Origin of the sequence: Gabonibacter chumensis (assembly GCF_024741215.1) — a bacterium.
Classification (GTDB): domain Bacteria; phylum Bacteroidota; class Bacteroidia; order Bacteroidales; family Marinifilaceae; genus Gabonibacter; species Gabonibacter massiliensis.
The window spans coordinates 48,933-70,629 of record NZ_JANSKB010000007.1 but is presented as its reverse complement, the minus strand read 5'-3'; the positions used below and the strand labels follow the sequence as shown (position 1 = coordinate 70,629).

17 protein-coding genes are annotated in these 21,697 nt (G+C 42.6%); 14 read left to right on the top strand and 3 right to left on the bottom strand.

The window, feature by feature from the left end:
* Positions 1-27 precede the first annotated feature (27 nt).
* Positions 28-2,613, top strand: a complete 2,586-nt coding sequence (locus NVS78_RS13220; RefSeq protein ID WP_286359582.1) for a zinc-dependent metalloprotease — start codon at positions 28-30, stop codon at positions 2,611-2,613.
* A gap of 269 nt (positions 2,614-2,882) precedes the next feature.
* Here NVS78_RS13220 and NVS78_RS13215 read toward each other — a convergent pair whose 3' ends face one another.
* From NVS78_RS13215 to NVS78_RS13205, 3 genes are all read right to left on the bottom strand, one after another.
* Positions 2,883-3,509 carry a hypothetical protein gene (locus NVS78_RS13215; RefSeq protein WP_286359581.1) on the bottom strand — a complete coding sequence of 209 codons (627 nt, stop codon included), beginning with the start codon at positions 3,507-3,509 and terminating at the stop codon, positions 2,883-2,885.
* Positions 3,510-3,568: 59 nt separating this feature from the next.
* Positions 3,569-7,072 (bottom strand): DUF6443 domain-containing protein, encoded by a 3,504-nt coding sequence (locus tag NVS78_RS13210; RefSeq protein WP_286359580.1) that lies wholly within the window; start codon positions 7,070-7,072, stop codon positions 3,569-3,571.
* Between the two features lie 187 nt (positions 7,073-7,259).
* On the bottom strand, positions 7,260-10,331 hold the full coding sequence (locus NVS78_RS13205) for a hypothetical protein (RefSeq protein WP_286359579.1): 3,072 nt from the start codon (positions 10,329-10,331) through the stop codon (positions 7,260-7,262).
* A 744-nt stretch (positions 10,332-11,075) separates the two neighbouring features.
* On the opposite strand from NVS78_RS13205, the gene NVS78_RS13200 reads away from it, so the two are divergent.
* The 13 genes from NVS78_RS13200 to NVS78_RS13140 are packed head-to-tail and all read left to right on the top strand — an operon-like array spanning position 11,076 to position 21,576.
* A complete protein-coding gene (locus tag NVS78_RS13200; RefSeq protein ID WP_286359578.1) occupies positions 11,076-11,813 on the top strand; it encodes a winged helix-turn-helix domain-containing protein in 738 nt (245 codons plus the stop codon).
* A gap of 8 nt (positions 11,814-11,821) precedes the next feature.
* Positions 11,822-12,232, top strand: a complete 411-nt coding sequence (locus tag NVS78_RS13195) for a type IV pilin protein (RefSeq protein WP_286359577.1) — start codon at positions 11,822-11,824, stop codon at positions 12,230-12,232.
* Between the two features lie 3 nt (positions 12,233-12,235).
* The gene (locus NVS78_RS13190; protein WP_286359576.1) at positions 12,236-12,721 is read left to right on the top strand and encodes a hypothetical protein; all 486 of its coding nucleotides are present in this window, start codon (positions 12,236-12,238) and stop codon (positions 12,719-12,721) included.
* On the top strand, positions 12,718-14,139 hold the full coding sequence (locus NVS78_RS13185; protein WP_059025292.1) for a GspE/PulE family protein: 1,422 nt from the start codon (positions 12,718-12,720) through the stop codon (positions 14,137-14,139). The genes NVS78_RS13190 and NVS78_RS13185 overlap by 4 nt, the downstream gene beginning before the upstream one ends.
* Positions 14,140-14,150: 11 nt before the next feature.
* Entirely contained in the window at positions 14,151-16,034 is a 1,884-nt protein-coding gene (locus NVS78_RS13180; protein ID WP_286137415.1) for a type II secretion system protein GspD, read from the top strand.
* Between the two features lie 11 nt (positions 16,035-16,045).
* A complete protein-coding gene (locus NVS78_RS13175; protein WP_286359575.1) occupies positions 16,046-17,038 on the top strand; it encodes a hypothetical protein in 993 nt (330 codons plus the stop codon).
* Complete coding sequence (locus NVS78_RS13170; RefSeq protein WP_286359574.1) at positions 17,035-17,547, top strand: hypothetical protein; 513 nt, start codon at positions 17,035-17,037, stop codon at positions 17,545-17,547. Before NVS78_RS13175 ends, NVS78_RS13170 begins: the two co-directional genes overlap by 4 nt.
* Positions 17,511-17,921, top strand: coding sequence for a hypothetical protein (locus tag NVS78_RS13165; RefSeq protein ID WP_059025289.1), 411 nt, complete (start codon positions 17,511-17,513; stop codon positions 17,919-17,921). The genes NVS78_RS13170 and NVS78_RS13165 overlap by 37 nt, the downstream gene beginning before the upstream one ends.
* Positions 17,921-18,388: a hypothetical protein gene (locus NVS78_RS13160; RefSeq protein WP_059025288.1), complete on the top strand. Its 468-nt coding sequence runs from the start codon at positions 17,921-17,923 to the stop codon at positions 18,386-18,388. Before NVS78_RS13165 ends, NVS78_RS13160 begins: the two co-directional genes overlap by 1 nt.
* Before the next feature lie 43 nt (positions 18,389-18,431).
* Entirely contained in the window at positions 18,432-19,658 is a 1,227-nt protein-coding gene (locus NVS78_RS13155) for a hypothetical protein (RefSeq protein ID WP_286359573.1), read from the top strand.
* A complete protein-coding gene (locus NVS78_RS13150) occupies positions 19,646-20,008 on the top strand; it encodes a hypothetical protein (protein WP_059025286.1) in 363 nt (120 codons plus the stop codon). The genes NVS78_RS13155 and NVS78_RS13150 overlap by 13 nt, the downstream gene beginning before the upstream one ends.
* Complete coding sequence (locus NVS78_RS13145; RefSeq protein ID WP_286359572.1) at positions 19,998-20,516, top strand: hypothetical protein; 519 nt, start codon at positions 19,998-20,000, stop codon at positions 20,514-20,516. The genes NVS78_RS13150 and NVS78_RS13145 overlap by 11 nt, the downstream gene beginning before the upstream one ends.
* Positions 20,506-21,576, top strand: a complete 1,071-nt coding sequence (locus tag NVS78_RS13140) for a type II secretion system F family protein (RefSeq protein ID WP_286359571.1) — start codon at positions 20,506-20,508, stop codon at positions 21,574-21,576. The genes NVS78_RS13145 and NVS78_RS13140 overlap by 11 nt, the downstream gene beginning before the upstream one ends.
* Positions 21,577-21,697: the final 121 nt, after the last annotated feature.

Sequence of the window (21,697 nt, the reverse complement as noted above, 5' to 3'; positions counted from 1 at the left end):
TCCGAAATGGTAAACAGAAAGTTGAATATGAGAAAAATAATCTATATCAGTATTATTTCTTTCTTTGTTTTAGGCCTTAGTCTAGAGGTTTCTGCCAAACGAAAGAAAAAAGAAGAGACCCCCAAAAAGGTCGAAACTCCCTATCAGAAATTTTTTAAAGGGAAAAAATGCATTACCCGGGAAGGATTCGTGAAACTTCATCAGATAGACGGTAAAGTATACATGGAATTTCCGAATCAGTTGTTAAACAAAGATATTTTGTTGACTTCTTCCATAGAGGAGATTAGTGACAACGGAGAGGGTGTTGTGGGACAATTTGCCGGAAAAGGCGTACATCTCCGTTTCACCAAATTGGATTCTTTGTTACAGGCTCGTCTAATTTCCAGTTCTGTTTATGATCCGGAAAATAATGAAGGACTGAGTCAGGCATTGAAGGAGTCTACCATCGGGGGTGTTTACAAAAGCTTTAAAATCGAAGCACGGACACCGGATAAAAATGCCGTTTTAGTGGATGTCACTCCGTTGTTTTTGGAAAGTTCAGCCTATACCAATCCGTTTACAGCTTTCGGTGGAAATTCTTTATTCGGTTTTGTGGCTCGCATTCATAAATATCAAGCGGATCGATCTTTTCTAAAAGACATTCAGGTGAGGGATCAGGAAATTCGCGTAACCTGTGAGATGGGATTTGACGTGGATCGTTTGGTTTTTGGAAAATACCCGATGGCTCTGAATGCTCCCGTGAGTGTCACTGTAAATAAGATGTTGATACTATTGCCGAAGCAACCGATGCGTCCTCGGTTGGCGGATGCCCGAATCGGGGTGATGCCGATCAGGAAAGTCGATTTTTCCAAAACCGACGAGGGTGTGAAACCGATTTATTTTGCGAAACGTTGGAGACTCGAACCGACGGATGAGGCAAAATATGCTTCCGGAGAGCTCGTGGAACCTCGGAAACCGATTGTGTTTTATCTGGACTCACTGATGCCGGAATTCTGGAAGCCTTACGTGAAAGCAGGTGCGGAAGAGTGGAATCAGGCCTTTGAAAAGATCGGATTTAAAAATGTGATTCGGGTGGTCAACTTTCCCGGGAACGATCCCGATTTTGATGCCAATGACATTCGTCATTCAACCATTCGATATTCTCCTTCGGTATTGTGGATGACTGCGGTTCAGACCTCCATGCATGAAGATCCTCGAAGTGGAGAGATATTGAATGCTTCTCTCTATATCCATAACAATGTTATCGGTTCGATGTATAATGATCGGGTATCACAGACAATGGGGGCCGACCCTTCCGTGCGGCAAGACAATTTTTCCTTGCAGATGACAGGGGAGATGTTGAAAGCCTACGTGACACAGGCTGTCGGAAGTTGTCTGGGATTGACAAGGAATTTAGGAGCATCTTATGCATATCCTGTCGATTCTTTGCGTTCGGCCACCTTTACCGATACGTACGGGCTTTCTCCTTCTATCATGGATGGAATCACTTACAACTATATAGCACAACCCGAGGATGTGAAAAAAGGAGTAAGAATGAGTCCCAAAGGTCTTGGACCATATGATTTTTACACGATCAAATGGTTGTATAAACCTATATCCGGAAAGAATTTTGAGGATGAAACTCCCCTGTTGGACAAATGGATACGCGAGGGGCTGAAAGATCCTTATTGCAGGTTCAGTAGAAAACTAATCTCCTACCCCTCTTTTGATCCTTCAGTCGTTTCGGGAGATTTGGGCGACGATCAGGTGAAGGCTCTCGGTTACCTGGTAAAAAATATAAAATCGGCTCTGGTACATTTCCACGAATGGTATTTGAAAAATAATACCGAAACGAGCGAATGCAAAGAGCTTTTAGGATATGTGGACAACTTGTTCACGAACAAAGTTCGTGAGGTGGCTGCAACGATCGGAGGATGCTATCTTCGGGATGTCAAAATGGGGGATGGACGTATGCCCTACGAGATGGTCTCTAAGCAAAAACAAAAAGAGTCGGTGAAATTCCTGATGGATCTGGCAAAAGATCTTTCCTGGTGGGATGAAGCAGAGATTCTGAATGAACTGGAGATCATGGAGAGTAAAAAAGAGGCTTTTCGATCGCTTATCGTCTCGGCCTTATTCAATCGAACCGTTGCCGTGGCATTTTGTACGGAGAAATCCTCCGAAACATATACCATCCGGGAGTACATGGACGATCTCTACCGATGGGTATGGGAAGCAACGTTAAAAAATCGTTCCTTGACACGCGAGGAAATCGATTTACAGCGGGCTTTCTTGAATAGCGTAATAACCACCTCGACCGTAAGTGCGACTCCCGCCACGTTCTACTTGTCCAAAGATGCTTTGGCGATACCCGTACAAGCTCCTCTGGCGATGCAATACGGTAAAAAATTTGTGGATAAATTGACATCCGGGGAAGTCAAATTTGAACGTGCCGGATTTTATCCTGTAGCGGGAGTTCTGCAAAAATCTTATCCGGTTTCCTCACTCTATTATCAAATGTTGCTGGATATCGAGTCGATGCTAAAGGACAAAGTAACCCGAGCTTCGGGCGAAACCAAAACGCATTATGAATACCTGTTGTTCAGAATAAAGCAATCCCTATCCGATTCGTAACGTTTAATTTATATCGGTTAAAATTAAGATCTCCCCGTAGTCGAACCCCGACTCGGGGAGATCATTTAGCATGAATGGTTTACTGCTTACTCTACCCGTGAATCGATTCACTCTGTCGTGATAACCGTTACACTATTCCTGTGGGTTACCGTCACTCCTCATGGTTACTTCTCCATTAAAAAAATCGAGAGACGGTTCCAAGAGGTTAGCATTAACCTCGAAGAATCGTCTCTCTGAATTTTATAGAATCAAAGAATAATACAAATCATTTACTTTGGAATACTATCTCTTGGAAAACATAAAACAGTGGAGAAAACAATCCTGGACAAGTTATATTTTTTAGTTATCTTTTGAAAATAGGCTTCTATTTCTTCAAAGTAAGGTCCTTTTACATACTCTTCAAAATCTTCCCCGTACGCGTGTAATTTGTTTATCGGGTCATATTTTAGTATAAGATACCTCTCTTCCTCCTCTCCAGGTAAGATGATGTATTTTCCACGGGGATAACGAGAACGTATTTCCCTTATGCCTTGCTTTATCTTGTTTTCAATTTTCTTTTTTACAGGTTTTCCATTTCGATCGAAACAATGCACCCCTCTCAAATAACTTGGTATCGTGTAAATATTATACATCCAAGGTTCAAACGGGTAAATGTAGTCTGAAATAATATGTCCATTTTCCATTAACATACTATAATTACTATCCGATACCCATTCTATTCGCTTTACATTCTTTTTGAATTTAGAGATCGAGTAAGATAGATAATAGTCTTTGTTTCCTTTTTTATAATCTTTCAATAACTTTAATAAATCTTCTTTTGATTCCGGACTTTTAAGATAATATATTTTATACCCGTCAATTATCCAATCCAAGAAAGGATAATCATATCTCCCCATATTTGCCATATGTTTGTGGGTCTTGCAAGACCCACAAAAAAGTATCAAGACACAAATTGTTATTTTGAATAAAAAAATTCTTCTTGCCATTTCTTATAAAATTTATTTTTACTTTCTAACGTTGGAAAAACAAACGTGACAATACTAGACTGAGGATCTAATTTTTTTCTAATATACATATTGTAACCACTTTTTAATCCCATATTACTAATAGCCTTAGTATGCGTATACTTGTCATCTCCACGGTCAAATTTTCCGTACATCCCGTTAGGAACTTCGTTCATGAAATAATATCCGGTACTCCCTTCATATTCAAATATATGAATATTATTCTCTGCCAATCCCCAAGTATCTCTTTTGAACGGAATCCCAATATCAAAATTGACAGAACGCTCCAAAGGTTCCATTTTAAAGATATCTGGATCATCATCAAATTCACTCATTCTTTTTATATAATTTGCGTGTGATATTAGAGACTCGTCTATCTTCTGATAGAGACGTCCTTCCCAGTTTTGTAAATTCATCATGTGGCCGAACAAGCTGTAATAGTTATTTTCTTCTGTATAAGTTTTTCCCAAATAAGTTCCCTCTATCTTTTTCTTTTTCATGTCTTTCGCGGAATGTATCGTGGGATCGTATTTGATTTCTCCTGTTGGATCTCTATACCAATCCATGTCTTGTCCATCCGGATCAACAAACAAAACGGGGTTGTTCGCGCAATAATTATAAGAACTCAACGAGTAATATTTCTCGGTCATGGGGTCGACGGTGAACCAGCGTCCTAATTTGTTATCATACATGCGGGCGCCGTAGTCGAGGTAATCGAGGTTGCCCGTGGTCTGTTCCTCCTTTCCGTTGTACTTGTAACGGTTTCCTCCTTGTTGGGCGTAATCTGCCCGGGCGTGCCTGGCACCGAAGGGGTAGTAGTCGTTTCGTTCCTTCACGTTCCCGTTGTCATCTACAATCACCCTGACGCTGCCGAGATGATCGTTCAAAAAGTAGTTCACCTCGAACCCGCCGTTGGTGGAGTTGCTTGCCCGGATTACGCCGCTGCCGAAATTGGCCGACTCGAGTTGTACCCCGGCACTACTTTTCTTGTATATCAGGGATCCCAGATAGTCAAAACCATTCGTGTTATTGTTATCCCGTACTTCTAATTTCGTTCCATCGGCAAGATAACTGTATTTTACTTTTATCACTCCCATGGTCGTTTTTATCTCTTTCAACAAATTTAAAACATTGTAAGATAAATTCAAAGCCTTGCGACTGTCATTTGTCATATTTCCATTCTTATCATAGGAATAAGTACCTGCAGCCGTGTTCCCGGGAATGTAAATATCTCCTGTAGGATTCGTACGGACGTTTTCTGTTAAAGTTGTCAATTTATTTCCAGTGTAGGTATACAATAGATTATCTGCGAGAACCCCATTGGCGGTTCGCTGTAATGACAGGATATTGCCGTTTTCGTCGTACTGAATTCCTTTTTCCACGAATTGATTATTTAAATTTCCCGCAATATATTGTTTTGCCTCGTTTAAACGTCCCAAGGGGTCATAGGTAAACGTGTAGGTATTCGCCGCAAAATCTTGTCCGTTTTTTTGTTTGTGATGCCATTTCCACTCCGTTATGTTCCCCCCGTAACGGGCATTTGTTCCTTGTATGAGCGGAAGGTTATACCTTAATTGGATTTCGAACAGGTCGTTCGTTTGCGTTTTCAGCCATCCCCGGATGTTGTAGTCGAATTTTTCATTTATTGCATTTGAGCTGATGCCGTACTTTTTTGTTTTCAGTTGCCCTAACTCGTCGTAAGTGTATTGCGTCGAAGCCAAAAGGCTATTGTTCAATTGGGCTGTAGAGGAAATGAGCCGGGATGCATGATCATACTCGAAGGTGAAGAGAATCGAATCCGCTTTTCCGGGGCCTGTAGCGTGTATCTCTTGTCGAGCAAGAAGATTACCCGTGAAATCGTACTTGTAGCTTTCCCGGCTAATCCTATCGTATTTGTTTTTGGTTACAATTTGAACCACCCGGGCCTTGTCGTCATAGTAGAAAGCTTTTTCCACGTGATGGGTATTTGTTGTTTCATCCAATACATACAATTTCTCCCGTGTGATAAGTCCTTTGATGTTGTTATCTGCGGTTGCCACGATATTATACACGGGCTTAAAAGCAAGTTCTCCGTTTATCGGTAGACTGCTGTAATCATCATAGTTGATTTCTTGTAATCGGGAGTGGAGACGGAATGTGTTGCCTTGAAGAGGTTTATCAATATCCTGGGCGTTGTTTTGCAAAGGATACGTGTCATCAAACCAAATATTGTACAAGGATTGAATGCTATCTCTCGAAAGATTACCGCTGGCAATGACAATATTACTTCTAATTTTCCGGTCCAAGTTGTCATACACGTGATAGAACCATTTATTCTCTTCTCTAAGATTTCCATCCTGACTCATCACGTCCCGATCCATATTATCATAGATAATTAGGCTCCAATCGCCTCCGGGTATTTTTTTCGCTTTACACCTGTTTCGCGAATCATATTTATACAGGTAGCATAGTTCTTGAATTTTCCCGTCCGTTTCATTCCACGAACCGTCAGTCCCGAATGTTTTCACTGCTTTAGGGGGTAACACAACACATAAATTCCCGTCATCGTTATAAACGTAATACGTGTCATAACTTTTGCTTCCGTTTATTTGTCGAGTCATTACCACTTGGTTCAGTTTGTCCTTAAACTCGAAAGAGATATTTCCATCTTCATCTTTTATTTTTGTCACGTACAATTCATTTGTCGGGTAATTTCCGGTTTTGTTTATGACGTAAGATGTTCCCGAGCGAGTCAAATAGTAATAAGGACAGGGATATGATGTCGTATTCAGGCAAAATTCGGTGACAATCGCCTTGTCATTTGTATACCAGTCCTTTCCCGGATTATAAACTTTTGACACTCGTTCCGAGGAGCCTGGTTCGTACTTTATCTCGGAATAAGGATTAGCATCCTGGTCGTGTAGTTCTGACCCTATCATCGAGTGCTTTAAACTGTCCATGTTAATACCGCTTCTCGTGGTCGTTAGAAGTCCCGGTAGCCATGTTCTAAATTTTCTTCCCAAGCCGTCATATTCGGTAAGGTTTACGAGGTCTTGCTTGTTTGGGGTAATTCCCTTGGAAATTGTAAACAAATCCCGTCCTAACCCGTCCAGGTATTGCACGGTTTCCAGGTAGAGACTGCCCACCGTGTAACGGTAATGACGGGTTAACGTGTAATTTTTTAAAACCGGATCCAATGGACCCGTGGGAGATTTTTGAAGCAATTCAGAGACGATTTGCCGGATTAATTTCGGGGATTTAATCTTTGCCGTTTCTTTAAGTTCCCCGTACCTGTAAAACACGATATACGGTAAACTCGATACGCCATAAAATTCGGCGACACCGGGAAGTGAATCCGTGTCGATATAGATGAAACTCACGGGATCATTTTGAAATTCAGGCTTTACATCCTCTATGATTTTTTTCATCGTTCTGCATGGACCACTCGATTCCACTTTAAACAATATAACTACCACGTCATTTTGTTTATGATAGTCATATGCGGGAGTTTGTCTATTTCTCGCGTTATATTTTTCGTTAAATAGCTTTTCAATATTTTTTTCGTTTGTAGAAATACAGATCTTTTTGTCGTGTGCTTCTACACCTAAGGATATTGTAAGCAAGAAGTAAGTGAAAATTATTTTTATCGTATGCATAGCCTTATTATTTTTCATCGTAAAACTTGTACTCGTTTTCCTGAAGTAATTTTTTACTCCCGTTTTCCATTATATATGTCTCTTTTAGGCGTCCGTGTGCGTCATAACTGAAGTATGTGGATATACCTCTGGAATCCACGATCTCGACCAGACCGACAAAAGGCTTGTATTTATAGGTCGTGACTGAAGCATTTTTAAGGTCGGGTGTCGATCTTAGACGATTCAAAGTAGACCAGATATTATCCGGTAATGATTGCAGTGGTAAGGTAACGGCCAGTTCACTGAGTACGTTTTTAACTTGTTGGAATGTAGCGTTTTTAATCTCAGCTACGGGATACATGCCACCATAACTCCAGAGTCGTACCCTGGAAGCGTGCTTGTCTTTCACGATTTCCACGGGATTCCCGTACATGTCGTACGAGAGAAACTCTTCTCGTTTTTCCATCACCCCATCTGGTCCGGCATAATACTTTTCTTTCGGTACTTTTTGCGTGGAATTTACCGTTTTGAAATAGGTCAAACTACTACCCACGAGTTTGTTATTTCTACTGGTTTGTTGCTGGATAACTGCAGTCTTTTGCGTGTTGTAGCCTGTAAGTCCGTGGTCTATGGTTGTAACTCCTTTGTTCACCGGTAGCTGATTGTTGCTGTAAAAGTATTTTTGGGTGATTAGGTCCCGATTTTTAAGTAACACGGTTTTGAGTATTACATTGTACGGGCGCTCTTTATCGTAACGAAAAGTGGTGTAGGTAGAGGTAGTGTCTTGTTGATAGTACAGGGTTTCCCGGGTGCTTTTTAACGAGACTTGACCTATCGCCAGGGTTCGAAAGATACGGGATGGATATCGTGAATTGTCCAATAATGGTAAGTCTTCGTGAGAACCCCTTCTTTGTATTTCGCCGAAAGTTGACATTTCACGATAATAACCCACCACGTTAACTTCGTATAAAGAGATGAAATTGCGGGAGTATGAATTCACTACCGACTTGACCGGATCGAATCTGCCTGTACCGTTCTTTTTGAAAACATGCATTTTTGTTAAAGACGGTTCTTCGTGACTGAAGGTATAGTCAAACATTCCATCTATATATTTGGGATCATAAGCGTAAGGCGTGTATTCAAAAGTGTATTCAACTTTACCTTCGTTATTTTCTTCCGTCACGTTTTGATACCAAACCGGGAAGGATGTATAAGGGGTATACACGAGTGGGAAAGTAAAGGTGGTCCACGTGTTTATATCGACGTCATAAGCATGGGCATGATAACTTTGTTTCATTCCGCCGTTGTATTGGATCGTGATGTCTTTTCCCACGTACAAGTGAGTGGTTGAATTGGAATGATAATCGATTGAAGAATAAGGAATCCCTGAATACCTTGGTTTCCCGTATTTAAATTTTTTAGTAATTATATTGCCCGAGGAAGGATCATAGGTTTCCAACGATTCCACTCGTAAACCGCCGCCATAGGTACCATCCTGGAAGTGATGGGTCCCGTAGTTGATTTTAACACTTCCTCCTGTCGGGTAGATTATCTTTTCAAGAGCTTTAACTTTTGTGTACAAGGAATCGGGATTTCTTTTATCGGCGGCGCTCCCGTGGGAGTCATCCCGCGGGAGACTTGATGCGTTATTTTTCCCGTTACAATACCCCCACCAGTCTATCGCTTTCTGAAATTGTTCTGTTGTAAAATTTTTATCTCTACGATCATACAAAAACTTGTATTTACCGTTACCGGAGATTGACAAACTATCCAAAAATCCCTCGTGACCGTAAAAATGGATATCTTTGATATTATCCGATCTGCTGTTATTCGACCTCGAGAAAACACGTATGCTGGAAAGACGTTGCCTGTAATAGGAAGAAGTGACGGTTTGATCCGGATTACCGATCTTTTGTATGCTATCGTAATTGAACTCTAATTCTATCCATGGATTCGTGATGCTTTTGATGAGCTTGTAATTGTTCGGTTCCGGTGTGCCTTGTAAATCTTCAATGCCTCGATTTTTTTCCTGTATCCACAATAAATTCATGTTGTATTCAATATGGTTCCCGTCCTTGATAGCAGCGTTTAAATCTCCCTTTAAAATCCACAAATCATTCTGAGAACCGGCTTGAGGATCTTGAATTAAAAAATTTTTATATAACACGGAAGTAATCAGTTTCGGTTGAAAATCAGAATAATCTATGGCATCCTTGTAGTTGAATGTTATTTTATTTGTTGGGGATAAACAGATTTCCCGTAGCATCCATGCTGTTTTTAGGAATCCGGAACGAGTCGAGTGTTTATTGTATTCCGTGTATTTATTTTGATCTCGAGCATCACGTTGTGTTGTTTCGCCAAACTTATAACAAATGCCGTTATCGTCTGTCACTTCTATCCCATACAAGTCCGTGTAACGTCTGGTTAATGTCGTTGTTGGACCTGTTTTTCTCGTTTCTACTTTTGAGGTAGTTAATAATTTAATGGACAAGGGAGAAGCGTTAAATGTTCGTGCTGTGTATATTCCATTGGTATACTCGAGCAGAAACGAAACGTTTAAATTAGGTATTTCAATTCTGAAAATGTCGTATTGTCCGTCCATTTTGTCGTTTTCCCAAGCGTTAGGGGTATTGTACGAATCTTCCGGGGCTATTTTAATGAGTTTCTTCACGTAAATACCGGAGAGAGGAGTAGCGGCACAAAAATTTTTCACCTCGTTTTGAATCACGGGATATTCCAAATCGTTCTTTCCTCGAATGGATCGAGAGATTTTGAACCCACAATTCATAGACCAGCCGTAACCAATTATACCGGGATTGTCTTGAATTCTGATTCCCGACGAGTTATAGGATACTCCGATGGGTAACGATAAACTGTTTATAACCAACTCGTGAACGGGAATCTGGATTTGAACTTGCCCCGTTGAATGTCGGAATGGAAGTTCGTTGTAGGTAAATAGACGCGACATCACGGGGTTTTCCACGCAATTATTCAAAATATTCGGATACGTTCTTTCATAAAAATCACAGGTTTTACTTTGAGCAAAACCTTTATGAGTTAGATATGAAAACAATATTAGAATTATAATGATCTTTTTCATAAGCTAAATTTTTGATTGTTATCTGTTATGAACTAAAATTTAATGTATTTGTTGTTGAATCCCGGTTGGCTTATTTTAGTCGCGAAGTGTCGGGGGAGGGGTAAATTTCTTTTTCCATAGGCACGTCTGTTTTTTAGGTTTGACTTTTCGTGCCTTGATGTTATATCAAAGAATGAGCAGTAAAAAGGGAGTAAACATTCTTTTGTTATTTTGTTGTACTGAAAATAAGCTCCTTTAATTCAGAATGTTGCATGAATATGTTGATCGTAAACATTTTTAAGTTGTAATATGTGGGTGTGAAATTTGGTTGTAAACGGAGTATTTTGTTTTATTGTTGAAAGAAAGTTGGAGAGCGAATGGTTTGAAAAATTTTAATGGTATTGGTGTGAGAAATAAAAACGAATTGTAATTACTCCGTGTAATTTGATTTGAGATATTGATCTCTTTATTGCTTCTTTCATAAAATTTTGATGAAAGGAGATTCTATTAAAAAACGCCTAAATGTTAATAAATGTAAATATGTATTCTGTTTTGATATGATAATTCTATTACTTTCTATGTTAATCGAGTTATTAATAACTGATTACTGGTAGTGTGATATTTTTATTGATAAATATCATGGTAAATATATATAAATAAAAGTATAGATATGTGTATTAAAAGGAGTGAAAAAGTAATGTTTACTGCCTTTTTAGTGCATGTTTGAGTGTTTAAATTTATCAGAAATTAATTAATATATTAATTATGAATTTAGTGCTTTATGTAGAACAACGGTCTGATATGACTCAAAAGGTAGTCGATTTATTTACAAGTAATGGACATCGTTTGATTGTTGTTAAAAGTAATGGGGAAGCTTGTGATTACTGTAAAAAGCGGACTCCGGATATCGTGTTTCTTAGGGATTATCCCGAGAGGTATTCGTGTACGACCTATGCTAAAATGATAAAACGTCAAAATTGTAATATTTATGTCATTTTAGTCGGGGAGAAAATCATTGCTGAACAGGTTGTAAACGGATTGAATGGTTTCGCTAACCAATACATAAGTCAAGAGTGCGGAGCGGAAGGTATTTTGGCTTATGCGCAGGCGATAGAAAGAGAGGATCGTTTGAATGCAAGGCGGGGAGGAGTCCTGAAAGTGGCCAAGGATGTTTATTTGAAGAGAAATGTATCCGAATTGATTGTTGGACGTTCGGCCACGAGGTTAACGGTAAAACAATACGCGATATTGAGACTGTTGGTCGAAAATTGCTCTTGTGTCGTCCGGCGTCGAAGCTTATTGTTAGAGGGATGGGGATGTGATGACGAATCCAATGTTCAGGGATTAAGAAAGATCATATCCTGTTGTCGTAAATTATTGAAACCGATACCTTATGTCGAGATTGTGACCTATTGGCATATGGGGTATATGTTAAAAGTACAGGACGAGGAAGAGGCAAATGTATTCGATGAAAATGAGTATCAATATGAATGTATTAAATGAAAAATAGTATGAATAAAAAAAGGAGTTTTTGCTTAAAGGCTTTTTCCTTGCCTGAATTATTGGTTGTTTTGGTGATTATCGGCATTCTGGTGTTAATTGCCTTACCTAATCTGATGCCGTTGATTTCAAAAGCGAAGAGTACGGAGGCGCAGCAGCAATTGGTTTTTCTGCATACCCTGCAGAAGAGTAATTTTTATACTCACTCGCGTTATTCCACCTCGTTAGAAGAGTTGGGGTTCGAACAAGCAAAGCTTACGACGGACGGGGGAAATGCCAATTACCGCATTGAGATCGTGGAGGCCAACGAGAAAGGTTTCCGGGCAATAGCTACGGCGGTTGTGGATTTTGACGGCGACGGGATATATAATGTTTGGGAGATCAATCAAGACAAGGAACTGAAAGAAATCACGAAAGATTAAACGATGGAATTTTTGTTGACGATACCTTTGATGCTACTAATCCGTTCCGATTTTAAAAGGCGGGTAGTGAGTGTATACACCTTATTGGTCTTCGGAAGCTTACAGTTTATCGTTGTTTTAATGAAAGAAGGGATATATGAAACTGTTATACGGACCGGAATAAATAGTGTAGTTCTCTTATTTTTAGGTATAGGTGTGTGCTTGTATTTATTACTGAAATACGGTCCGGTGGCGTTTGCGACCCGCCGTTTTATCGGTAGCGGAGATATAGTCTTTCTTTTTTTCCTGACTCCGGCGTTCGCGGGATTGGAGTTTCCGAAGTTTTTGGTAATCTCGTTTTTGTTGACATTGGTGGGATGGGGCGTTTGTTGTAAACGAAAAAGGGAGTTGACGATTCCGTTAGTGGCGACGGTCGGTATTTGTTACTTGATTCGGATTTTAATCCGCTTCTTGTTTCCGATGTGTACTGTTCAATATTCAACGTTATGAAAGAAATTCATGTATCTACCGAGATGCTTCAACTTTTTTCTGCCCGGGAAGCGTGGGAGTATCAATTGGTGCCTTGTGAAACGAAAGGGGATACGTTATGTTGTTACGGGGAGTCCGGTCGGGATTATGAATCGGTTATAACCGAATTGGAAGTATTGACCGGAAAGAAGATCGTTGTAAACTCTTTGAATAGAGAACTATTTTCCCGGTTGATAAAACAATCGTATCGTAACGAGGGAGATGCGGTCGAAAGGGAACGCTTAAAACGTAAACCGGCTTCTGGAAATCCGGGGTTTCTGCAAGGATTGATAGAAGAGGCTTACCGGGAGTATGCCAGTGATATTCATCTGGAGCCGGATAAGGAGCGTTGTCGGGTGCGTTTTCGGTTGGATGGAAAATTGGTGGAGCGTTACGTGATCGAGAGAGGGAATTACGCGGCCTTGGTCAATCAGGTAAAGATTTTGGCCAATCTGGATATATCCGAGAAACGGTTGCCTCAAGACGGTCGTATTCTTTACGAACAGGGAGAAGATAAATTTGATGTCCGGGTCTCCTCTTTACCGACGATCCACGGGGAAAAGGTGGTGATGCGTCTGTTAACCCGCCACGTGGAGTTATTGGAGTTAGAAAACCTGGGGTTTTCCCGTAAGCAATTGGAGGATTACCTCGTGTCTGTCAGGAGACCGCATGGGTTGGTTCTGATTAGCGGACCCACGGGATCCGGTAAAAGTACGACTTTGTATGCCACTCTTCGTTTGTTGAACGAGGTGACTAATAATATATTGACCATAGAAGATCCGGTTGAATACACTCTTCAAGGAATAAATCAAGTACAGTTGAAAGAGGAGATCGGATTGACGTTCACGGCGGCCTTGCGTACGTTTTTACGACAAGATCCGGATATTATCATGTTGGGTGAAATCCGGGATACGGATACGGCTCAAATGGCTATTCGAAGTTCACTCACGGGACACTTGATTTTTTCGACGATCCACACGAATAGTGCCTGGGGAAGTGTCTCCCGCTTGGTAGATATGGGAGTGCATCCCTATTTGATAGCGGATACGCTTATTCTCTGTGTGGCCCAGCGTTTGGTACGTTTGCTTTGTCCTTGTTGCAAGCAAGAGATAGAGGTCGGGGCGATTTCAGGTCGAATTTCAACCGTTCATCGTTTGAAATCTCTGTTTAAACCTGTAGGGTGCGAGCAATGTTATTATACTGGCTACCGGGGACGTAAGGCTATATATGAGGTCATTCCGGTGGATGAAGAGTTATCCGGGGCGATCCGACGGGAAGAGTCCGACATCGGGAAGTATCTTCGGGAACGAAATATTCGCGCCTTGTCGGATTCGGCTCTGGAATTATTGGAGACGGGACAGACCTCTCTGGAAGAAGTGTTGACTTTACTAAACTCGTAAAAAGAGATATGATGATGAGTATAAAAATGATTCTGCTGTTTGTTGTTTTACAGGTATTCGTCGGAAAGGTGAAAGGAGAAGAAGAGCGGCTGGATTCTGTCCGGGTGAGGTTGGAACGGGTTGTTGCCCGGGATAGTGTTTACCTTTCCGAGATCGATATTTCTGTCGGGAAGTTGTCGCTTGGAGAATTTTTTCGAGCCATAGCCCGGGTAAACGGGGTGAATCTTTGTTACAAGGTGGACGAGGATCAGATGGTTACCTGTAACTTTAAACGGATTCGTATCGATGATCTGCTTTTTTTTCTGTGCAAAGAGTATCGTTTGGATTTGGAAGTTGTGGGGAATATTATTTCGATTACTTCCCCGGAACAGCCTGCTCCCGTTGCACGGGAGCCCCGAATAGAATTTGATAGTATAAAGGGTGTTTTGTCTTACGATCTTCGGGATGACGATCTGATTTCCGTCGTTAAAATAGTGAGTGTTTTGACCGGACAGAAGATCGTTGTTCCTACTGATTTATACCGCTACCGGGTGTCCGGATATGTTCGGGAGATGCCGGTGAAGGAGGCTATTACGGTTTTAGCTTCCGGAAATAAATTGGAGATTGTCCGGGAGAAAAGCGGAACATGGATGTTGTATGCTCCGCTGGCAGCTGCCGGGGATAAAAGCGATACGGCTCCCCTTTATAACAGGAGGCGCGGTTTTTCTGCCGATCAGATAACGGCCGATAGTTTGAAAAGGATAACGGCTTCGATCAACCGGGGAAATATTCAGGACATCGTGGCGGATGTGTGTGCGTTGCTCGGAATCGACCGGGTGTTTCTGGTTCCGTTGAATCAGGAGACGGCGCTACACGTGAAAAATGTTGATTTACCTGCTCTTTTTTCGGTGCTTTTTGCCGGTACGCCTTTTACTTACCGGGAAGAGAATGGAATATTTCTATTCGGTTCGACGACTAAAAATAACGAGTTGGTTTTAACCCGGGTGATACCGATGCGTTATCGTTCGGCGGATAAAATCGTGGAGTTGATACCCACGGCCATGAAGACCGGAATGCAGGTACAGTTGTTTCCGGATCAAAATAGTATTATTGCGACCGGTTCAACTCGTCAGGTACGGGAGGTGGAACGATTCCTGGAGTCGATAGATCGTAGCGTACCTTTGATTACGATAGAGGTATTGATCGTGGATTCCAGAAAAAGCGTCATCCGGGAAGTGGGTATAACGGCCGGACTCGGAGATAAACCGGTAAAAACAGGCGGTACGTTAAGTCCGGGTGTGGCCGTGTCGCTCTCGGCTTCCTCGATCAATAAGTTGATCAATAGCTTTAACGGTTTCGGATCGATTAATTTGGGAAAAGTGACGCCTGATTTCTACCTTAACCTGAAAGCCTTGGAGGATGCCGGGAATATCGAGTTGCGTTCGACTCCGAAACTTTCTACCTTAAATGGCCATGAAGCAACGCTTAAGAGCGGGGAGACCAAGTATTATAAAGAGGTCCAAAATAATTATTACGGTTCTCAGATCCCGGTCCCGACAGAGTCTTATACCTGGAAAAATATAGAGGCTAATTTGACGCTGAAGATCGTGCCTTTCGTGAGTCAGGACGGGAAGATAACCCTTTCGATCGAGATAGAGCAGAGTGAGTTTACAACCCGGGAGGAGAAGGATGCCCCTCCCGGTACTGCCACCCGGAGTTTTAAGTCTTTGCTTCAGGTGCGGAACGAAGAGATGGTCCTGCTTGGCGGGATAGATCGAAATAGCCGGGAAAAAACGTCTAACGGATTACCTTTCTTAGCCCGGATCCCGGTTTTGAAATGGTTGTTCGGGTCGACGAAAAACAGTAAGGTGGATGAGAAGTTAAACGTATTTATTAAACCTACGGTGATCTATTGAAAATGAGAGGATTGAGTGTAATATTGAAGAGAGTGGGACTCCTGGTTGTGCGAATGAAGAGAGAGGGTGATCCGGTTGTGGATTACCTGGAAGGGATTTGTCGCGGAAAAAGAGTGACGATAGTAAGAGAGGAACGAAGCGTGGAACCGGAGTCGTTTTTCAGAAAATCTCCTGATTACCCTGTTGTTATATGGTTCACGGGAGAGGGGATTATTACGAAGTTATTCGATGAGACCGGAGGTGGAATGGAACGAATAACTGTCGGAGGTGAATTTTTGTGGGAAAGGGAGTCTTTTTCCGGGGAGGGGATGAAGATCGTTTTTACCCGGAAAGAGAGAATAAAGGTTTTGTCGGCTGTTTTGGAAAAGCAGAAGGTTCCCGTTGCAGGCATTCATTTGAGTCCTTCTGTCGACGAACGGGAATACGAGTCGTATCTCTTCCGCTTTTTTCAGGAAGAATTGAAATGGAAAGTATTGATGGAGCCGACGGAAAGAGGAAGTTGTTTGTGTACTTTTCTGAGGCGTAAATTGAGATTACCCGTTTTAGTCTGTCTGCTCTCTTTATTGTTGGTCAATTTCCTGTGGAACGACACGTTGAGAAAACGTCACTCTTTGCTACAGGCCGAATTGACTCGGATGGAACGTAATGTTTCGGCACGGGATAAGCATTCGAGAGAAGTGGAACGTGTCGTGAATGAATACCGGCGAACCGGAAATCGAAGGAATGCTTTTATCGTCGACCGGATGGCTGCTGTTATTCCTCCGGAAGTCGTGCTGGAATCTTTGGAGATCGGCCCGCTTCTCAAAGTTTACGAAGAGGGAAAACCGTTGTCGATTCGTGACGGTTTGCTGCGTTGCAAAGGGAGATGTGCTATAACGGAAAAGATAACGCGGTTTATAGGAGAGTTGACGAAAACGGATTTCGCCCGGGAGGTTAAGTTGATTTCGTTGGAGCGGGAACGGGATACGGGACAGTCGCTCTTTAAAATAGAGATTCGGTTATGAACGGATGGAAAGCCTATAAGAGTTTTATAAAACTGGCCGGTTTGTTGTGTGCCCTGCCTTTGATAGCCTGGTTTTTAGGTTTTCGGGGAACGGTTGCTTCCTGGCAGGAGTATAGAGAGAAACTGGGCGTGTTGGAAAAATTGAGGATGGAATCGGACGGAAGTAGTCTACCGCGGGTAAAAGAGGTTTTTTCTTCACAAGCCGTGTTACAGGACGGGCAGTGGTTGAAAAAATTATCACCCATGCTTACGGAAGGAGAGACCGTCGTGTCTAAATATACTCCTTATCTGCTTCGAACGGAAGGGAGCGTAAGAATAGATATCGGTGAATTAATTCTTTCGGGAGATTTTATCTCTTTAGTGAAATTATTGGATTTTATCGAACGGGATAAATCATTGGGAAAAGTGGTTTCGGTCGTTTTTGGTACGACCGTAGACAGAGTGAAGAAAAAGAAACAATTAAAAATGACGTTATGGATACAACAATTAAGCGTACATCATCGGGAGTGAAACGGAAGAAAAGGGTGGCCGGTTGTATGATTCTCTTGCTTTTATTGGGAGGATGTGAGGATTTGTTCGAGAAAGATATTTCGGAGAAAAGAGTGTGTTTGATAGCTCCGGCCGATAGCATTCGGACACCGCATGGGGAACAAAATTTCGTGTGGGAGGAAGTTTCCGGGGCTTCGGGTTATAGATTGGAAGTGGCGAAACCCGGTTTTGAACGGCCTGAGTTTTATTTGTTGGATACGCTTGTGACGGGGAATAAATATTCTTTTACCTTGGATATAGGTACCTATGAATGGCGGGTAAGGCCGGAGAATTCGGCTTATAAAGGATTGTATTCCGTACGGAGAATTGTTGTTTTACCTTCAAAAGAGGAGTGATGAAAACATTGAAAAAGAACGGGACCCAATGGATATTACTGGCGTCGACTTTTTTGATTTGGGGTGCGATTGCGGTCCGGGTGATCGGGTTAACCGGTTCCGGGATAAAAACGGAGATTCCCGTTATGGAACCGAGAACGTCTCCTCTCGGAACAGAGGTTGCATTGCTATTAAATTACCGGGACCCTTTTTTAGGTCATGGATCGGCTCGGCCTGTCTCCCGGGGAAGACTGCCCGGAAAAAAGCGGGAACTCCTTCAGCAAGTGGAGTCTCCTCCCGGATTCCGTTTGTTGGGTAAAATTAAAAAGGGGAAAAAAGACTTTCTTTTGGTGGCGTCGGGAGAGGAGCGACGGATTGTTGCCGTCACCGACAAAATCGACGGATTCTTGGTTTGTAGCGTGTTTGCGGACTCTGTCGTCGTGCGTAAAGGAAGTAAGCAATACACGGTAATCATGGAAAATGAGTAAAAGGACAAGCGTTTTATTGTCCGTGCGTTAAAAATCTGAATTTATGAGAAATTGTACGATACCGGCTTCGGTGCTGGCTACCGTATTGGTAGTTTGCATGCTTATGTTATTGGTTGTTTTGTCTGTTATGTCATTGTGGTACATTGAATTAACATTGCAATATCAATCGGAGCAACGGGAACGATACCGGGCGCATATCGAGTCTGCTTTTGTACTTTATGCTTTGGACAGTACTTTGACAGAGAGGTTACGGGAGGATCGGACTTATCTGCTTTACGAGGGAGATTCCTCTTCCCGGGTACAATATACTTCGGGAAAATGGGGTTTGTATGAGGTGGTCACCGTGAAGGTTCGTAACGGGACACGGGGAACCCGGATGTTCGGAAAGAGAAGAGAGGGGAAATACGGAACGACTCTTTTTCTGCCGGAAGATGGACGGACTCTTTCCTTAGCCGGGAAAACCTACGTGAAGGGTGATGCCCGGATTCCCCGTAACGGGATTGTTTACACGCAGGTGCGTTCGGTCTTTTTCGGGGGGGAGAAGGTCGATGCCGGAAGTATAAAACAGAGTCCGGAAGAGTTCCCCTTTCCTGAAAAGGAGTATGTCGACGGGATTCGAGAACTTTTTTCTCTTGATGGATATCCTCTTCTCGCGGGAAACGAGTATCTGCATCGATCTTTTACCGATTCGCTTCTTTGTTTCGAAACGGGAGAATACCTTTCCGGAGTCGATATGCGGGGGCGGGTAATCCTGTATACCCCGGGAGAACTTTTTTTAGAGCGGGATAATCGCTTGGAAAACCTGATCGTCGTGGCCCGTAAAGTCGAAATTGCTGCCGGATTTCAGGGAAGTCTGCAGGTATTTGCGCGGGATTCCATTCTTCTGGAGGATGAGGTCCGTTTGTCTCCCGGCTCGGGTCTGTGGGTGAGCGGAGAGAACGATCGACGGCTTATCCGTCTTGGGAAGTATTGTGAGGTAAATGGCTATATTATCGTATCCGGGCATGATGAGGAGAGCGAAGTTCCTTCGGCCAACTATTTTCAATCGAAGAGTTCCAGGGTGCGAGGATTGGTGTACGTGGACGGTATCGCCGAGGTACACGGGGTCGTTTCGGGTAGCCTGTATGCCCGGTCCTCTTACTATTTTGCCCCGGAAGGGTTCTATTCCGGGATTCTTTATGATGTGGCTTTGCTGGAGACTTCGCTGGTCTCTTATCCCTTTTGGATGGGAAAGAATTACGAGAGAAAGGAGGTCAAATGGGTCGATTGAGACATGAACTGCGAGCCTCTTCTCTTTTGGAGTGTATCGTGGCTTCCGTTATCTGGTTGGGAGCTTTTATGGTCACGATGGAGATATTGACACGCGTGATGCTAAAGGAGCAATCCCCGGAAGAGGACTTATGCGCTTGGGTAGCCGTGAAACGGTGTTTTCAGGACTATTCGAGGGGGGCCTTTCCCTCGGGAAACTACACGAGAACTTACGACGGGGGAATCTTGGAGATCGAGTTGATTCCTTACCGGGGTAAAATACAACGATTGAGTATTCACGTGTATCCTTTGCGGGGCAGAAGGGATAGCCGGTACGATTATCTGATTAAATCCGAAAACAATGAAATTTGATGTAAAACGATTTGAATGGGAAGGAACGACCCTGGTAGAAATATTAGTTGTCATAACGGTTTCTGCCCTCCTCTTTCTGGCTCTCTTTGACGGGGTTGATCTGGTTCGGGGGTTGACGGCCGGACTGACGGATAGATTGTTGTCCTCCTATCGTTTGTCGGATAACTACCGGAGAATGGATTGTTTGCTCGAGGCGAACGATCGTGCCGAGCTTCGGGGAGAACGTTTATTCCTTTATCGAAACGGTGAGGTTTGTTCCGTGTTGGAAAAGAGGGATTCGGTTGTCGTGCGGGTTGGTGAGGAGAGTACGGATACGCTTTTTCGTCCGGTAGAACGATGGGAGTTTATATCCTCTAAAGAAGATCTCTCTTTTCCGGATTCTTTGCGGATATATCTGCGGATGGGGAAAAAGATCTTGGATCTTCCTTTCGGTATCGGTAATCGCCGTCTTGGAGAAATTACGGATAAACTGCATAAGCAGGAAAAAATATACGAGTATGAAGAGTGATATCGATGTATTTCGGAAAAACTGGAGATTGAAAAACGGGAAAAAGGAGGTACTTTTTTCCGAATTACACTCGCTTTTGACTTCCGGTTTGGACTTTGGGCGTTCGTTTCGGTTACTCATCGATGGGGAGACGGACAAACGAGTAAAAGTTTTGTTGGAGGAGCTATATGCATCCGTGATTATCGGGCATTCGCTTTGGGAAAGTTTTGTGGCGAGTGGGAAATTTTCTCCGTTGGATAGCGGGGTGTTACGGATCGGAGAAGAGACGGGACGAGTGGATGAATCGTTGCGTTTTTTGGCCGATTATTACCGTAAACGGGAGGAACAACGCCGGATGATAACGGGTGCCGTGAGTTATCCGTTGATTATCCTCTCGACGGCAATGTTGGTACTGGCATTTATGATATTGGTCATTGTCCCTATGTTCGAACAGGTGTATGCTCGCATGGGAGGAGAACTTCCGGCTATAACCCGGTGGATTATTTCGTTATCCGGCAATTTTCCGGTTTATTTATTGACTTTTTTGGGTATTCTGGTTGCGGGGGGACTCTTTTTCTTTTTTCAGGGTAAAAACGATCGGATTCGTTCTCCCCTCTCCTCTTTTTTACTGCGACTTCCCGGGATAGGGGGATTAGTTCGAAAAAATCAGGAAGCCCGTTTTTGCAAGTTGCTTTACTTGCTTTACGGCTCCGGAGTTCCCCTGTTAAACGGGATAGAGCTATTACGGGATATCATTACCTTTTTCCCTTATCAAATTTCATTCGATAGGATTAGTCATGGGTTACGAAAGGGAGAACTGTTTGCCGATACGTTGAGTGTATTTCCATTGATTTACGATCGAAAATTAGTGACTCTGGTGCGGGTTGGTGAGGAGACCAATCGTCTGGGAGATATGCTTTCGAAGCAAGCGGAAGATCTTACCCGGGAGCTGGAACATGAATTGAAACAACTCGGGAATCTGTTGGAACCCGTTCTGATACTGTGTGTCGGGGGACTTGTTGCCCTCGTGTTAGTCTCGATGTACCTGCCGATGTTTAAGCTCGGGGGTGTCATCGGATAATGAAATCAAATGTCGAATTTTTTAAATGTGTGCTTATGAGAAAGGAACATGAACATTAGTTAAAAACGATTTGTCGGCAGTAGGCCGATGGAACCAAAAGTGAAATTTAAAATTAAAAAAT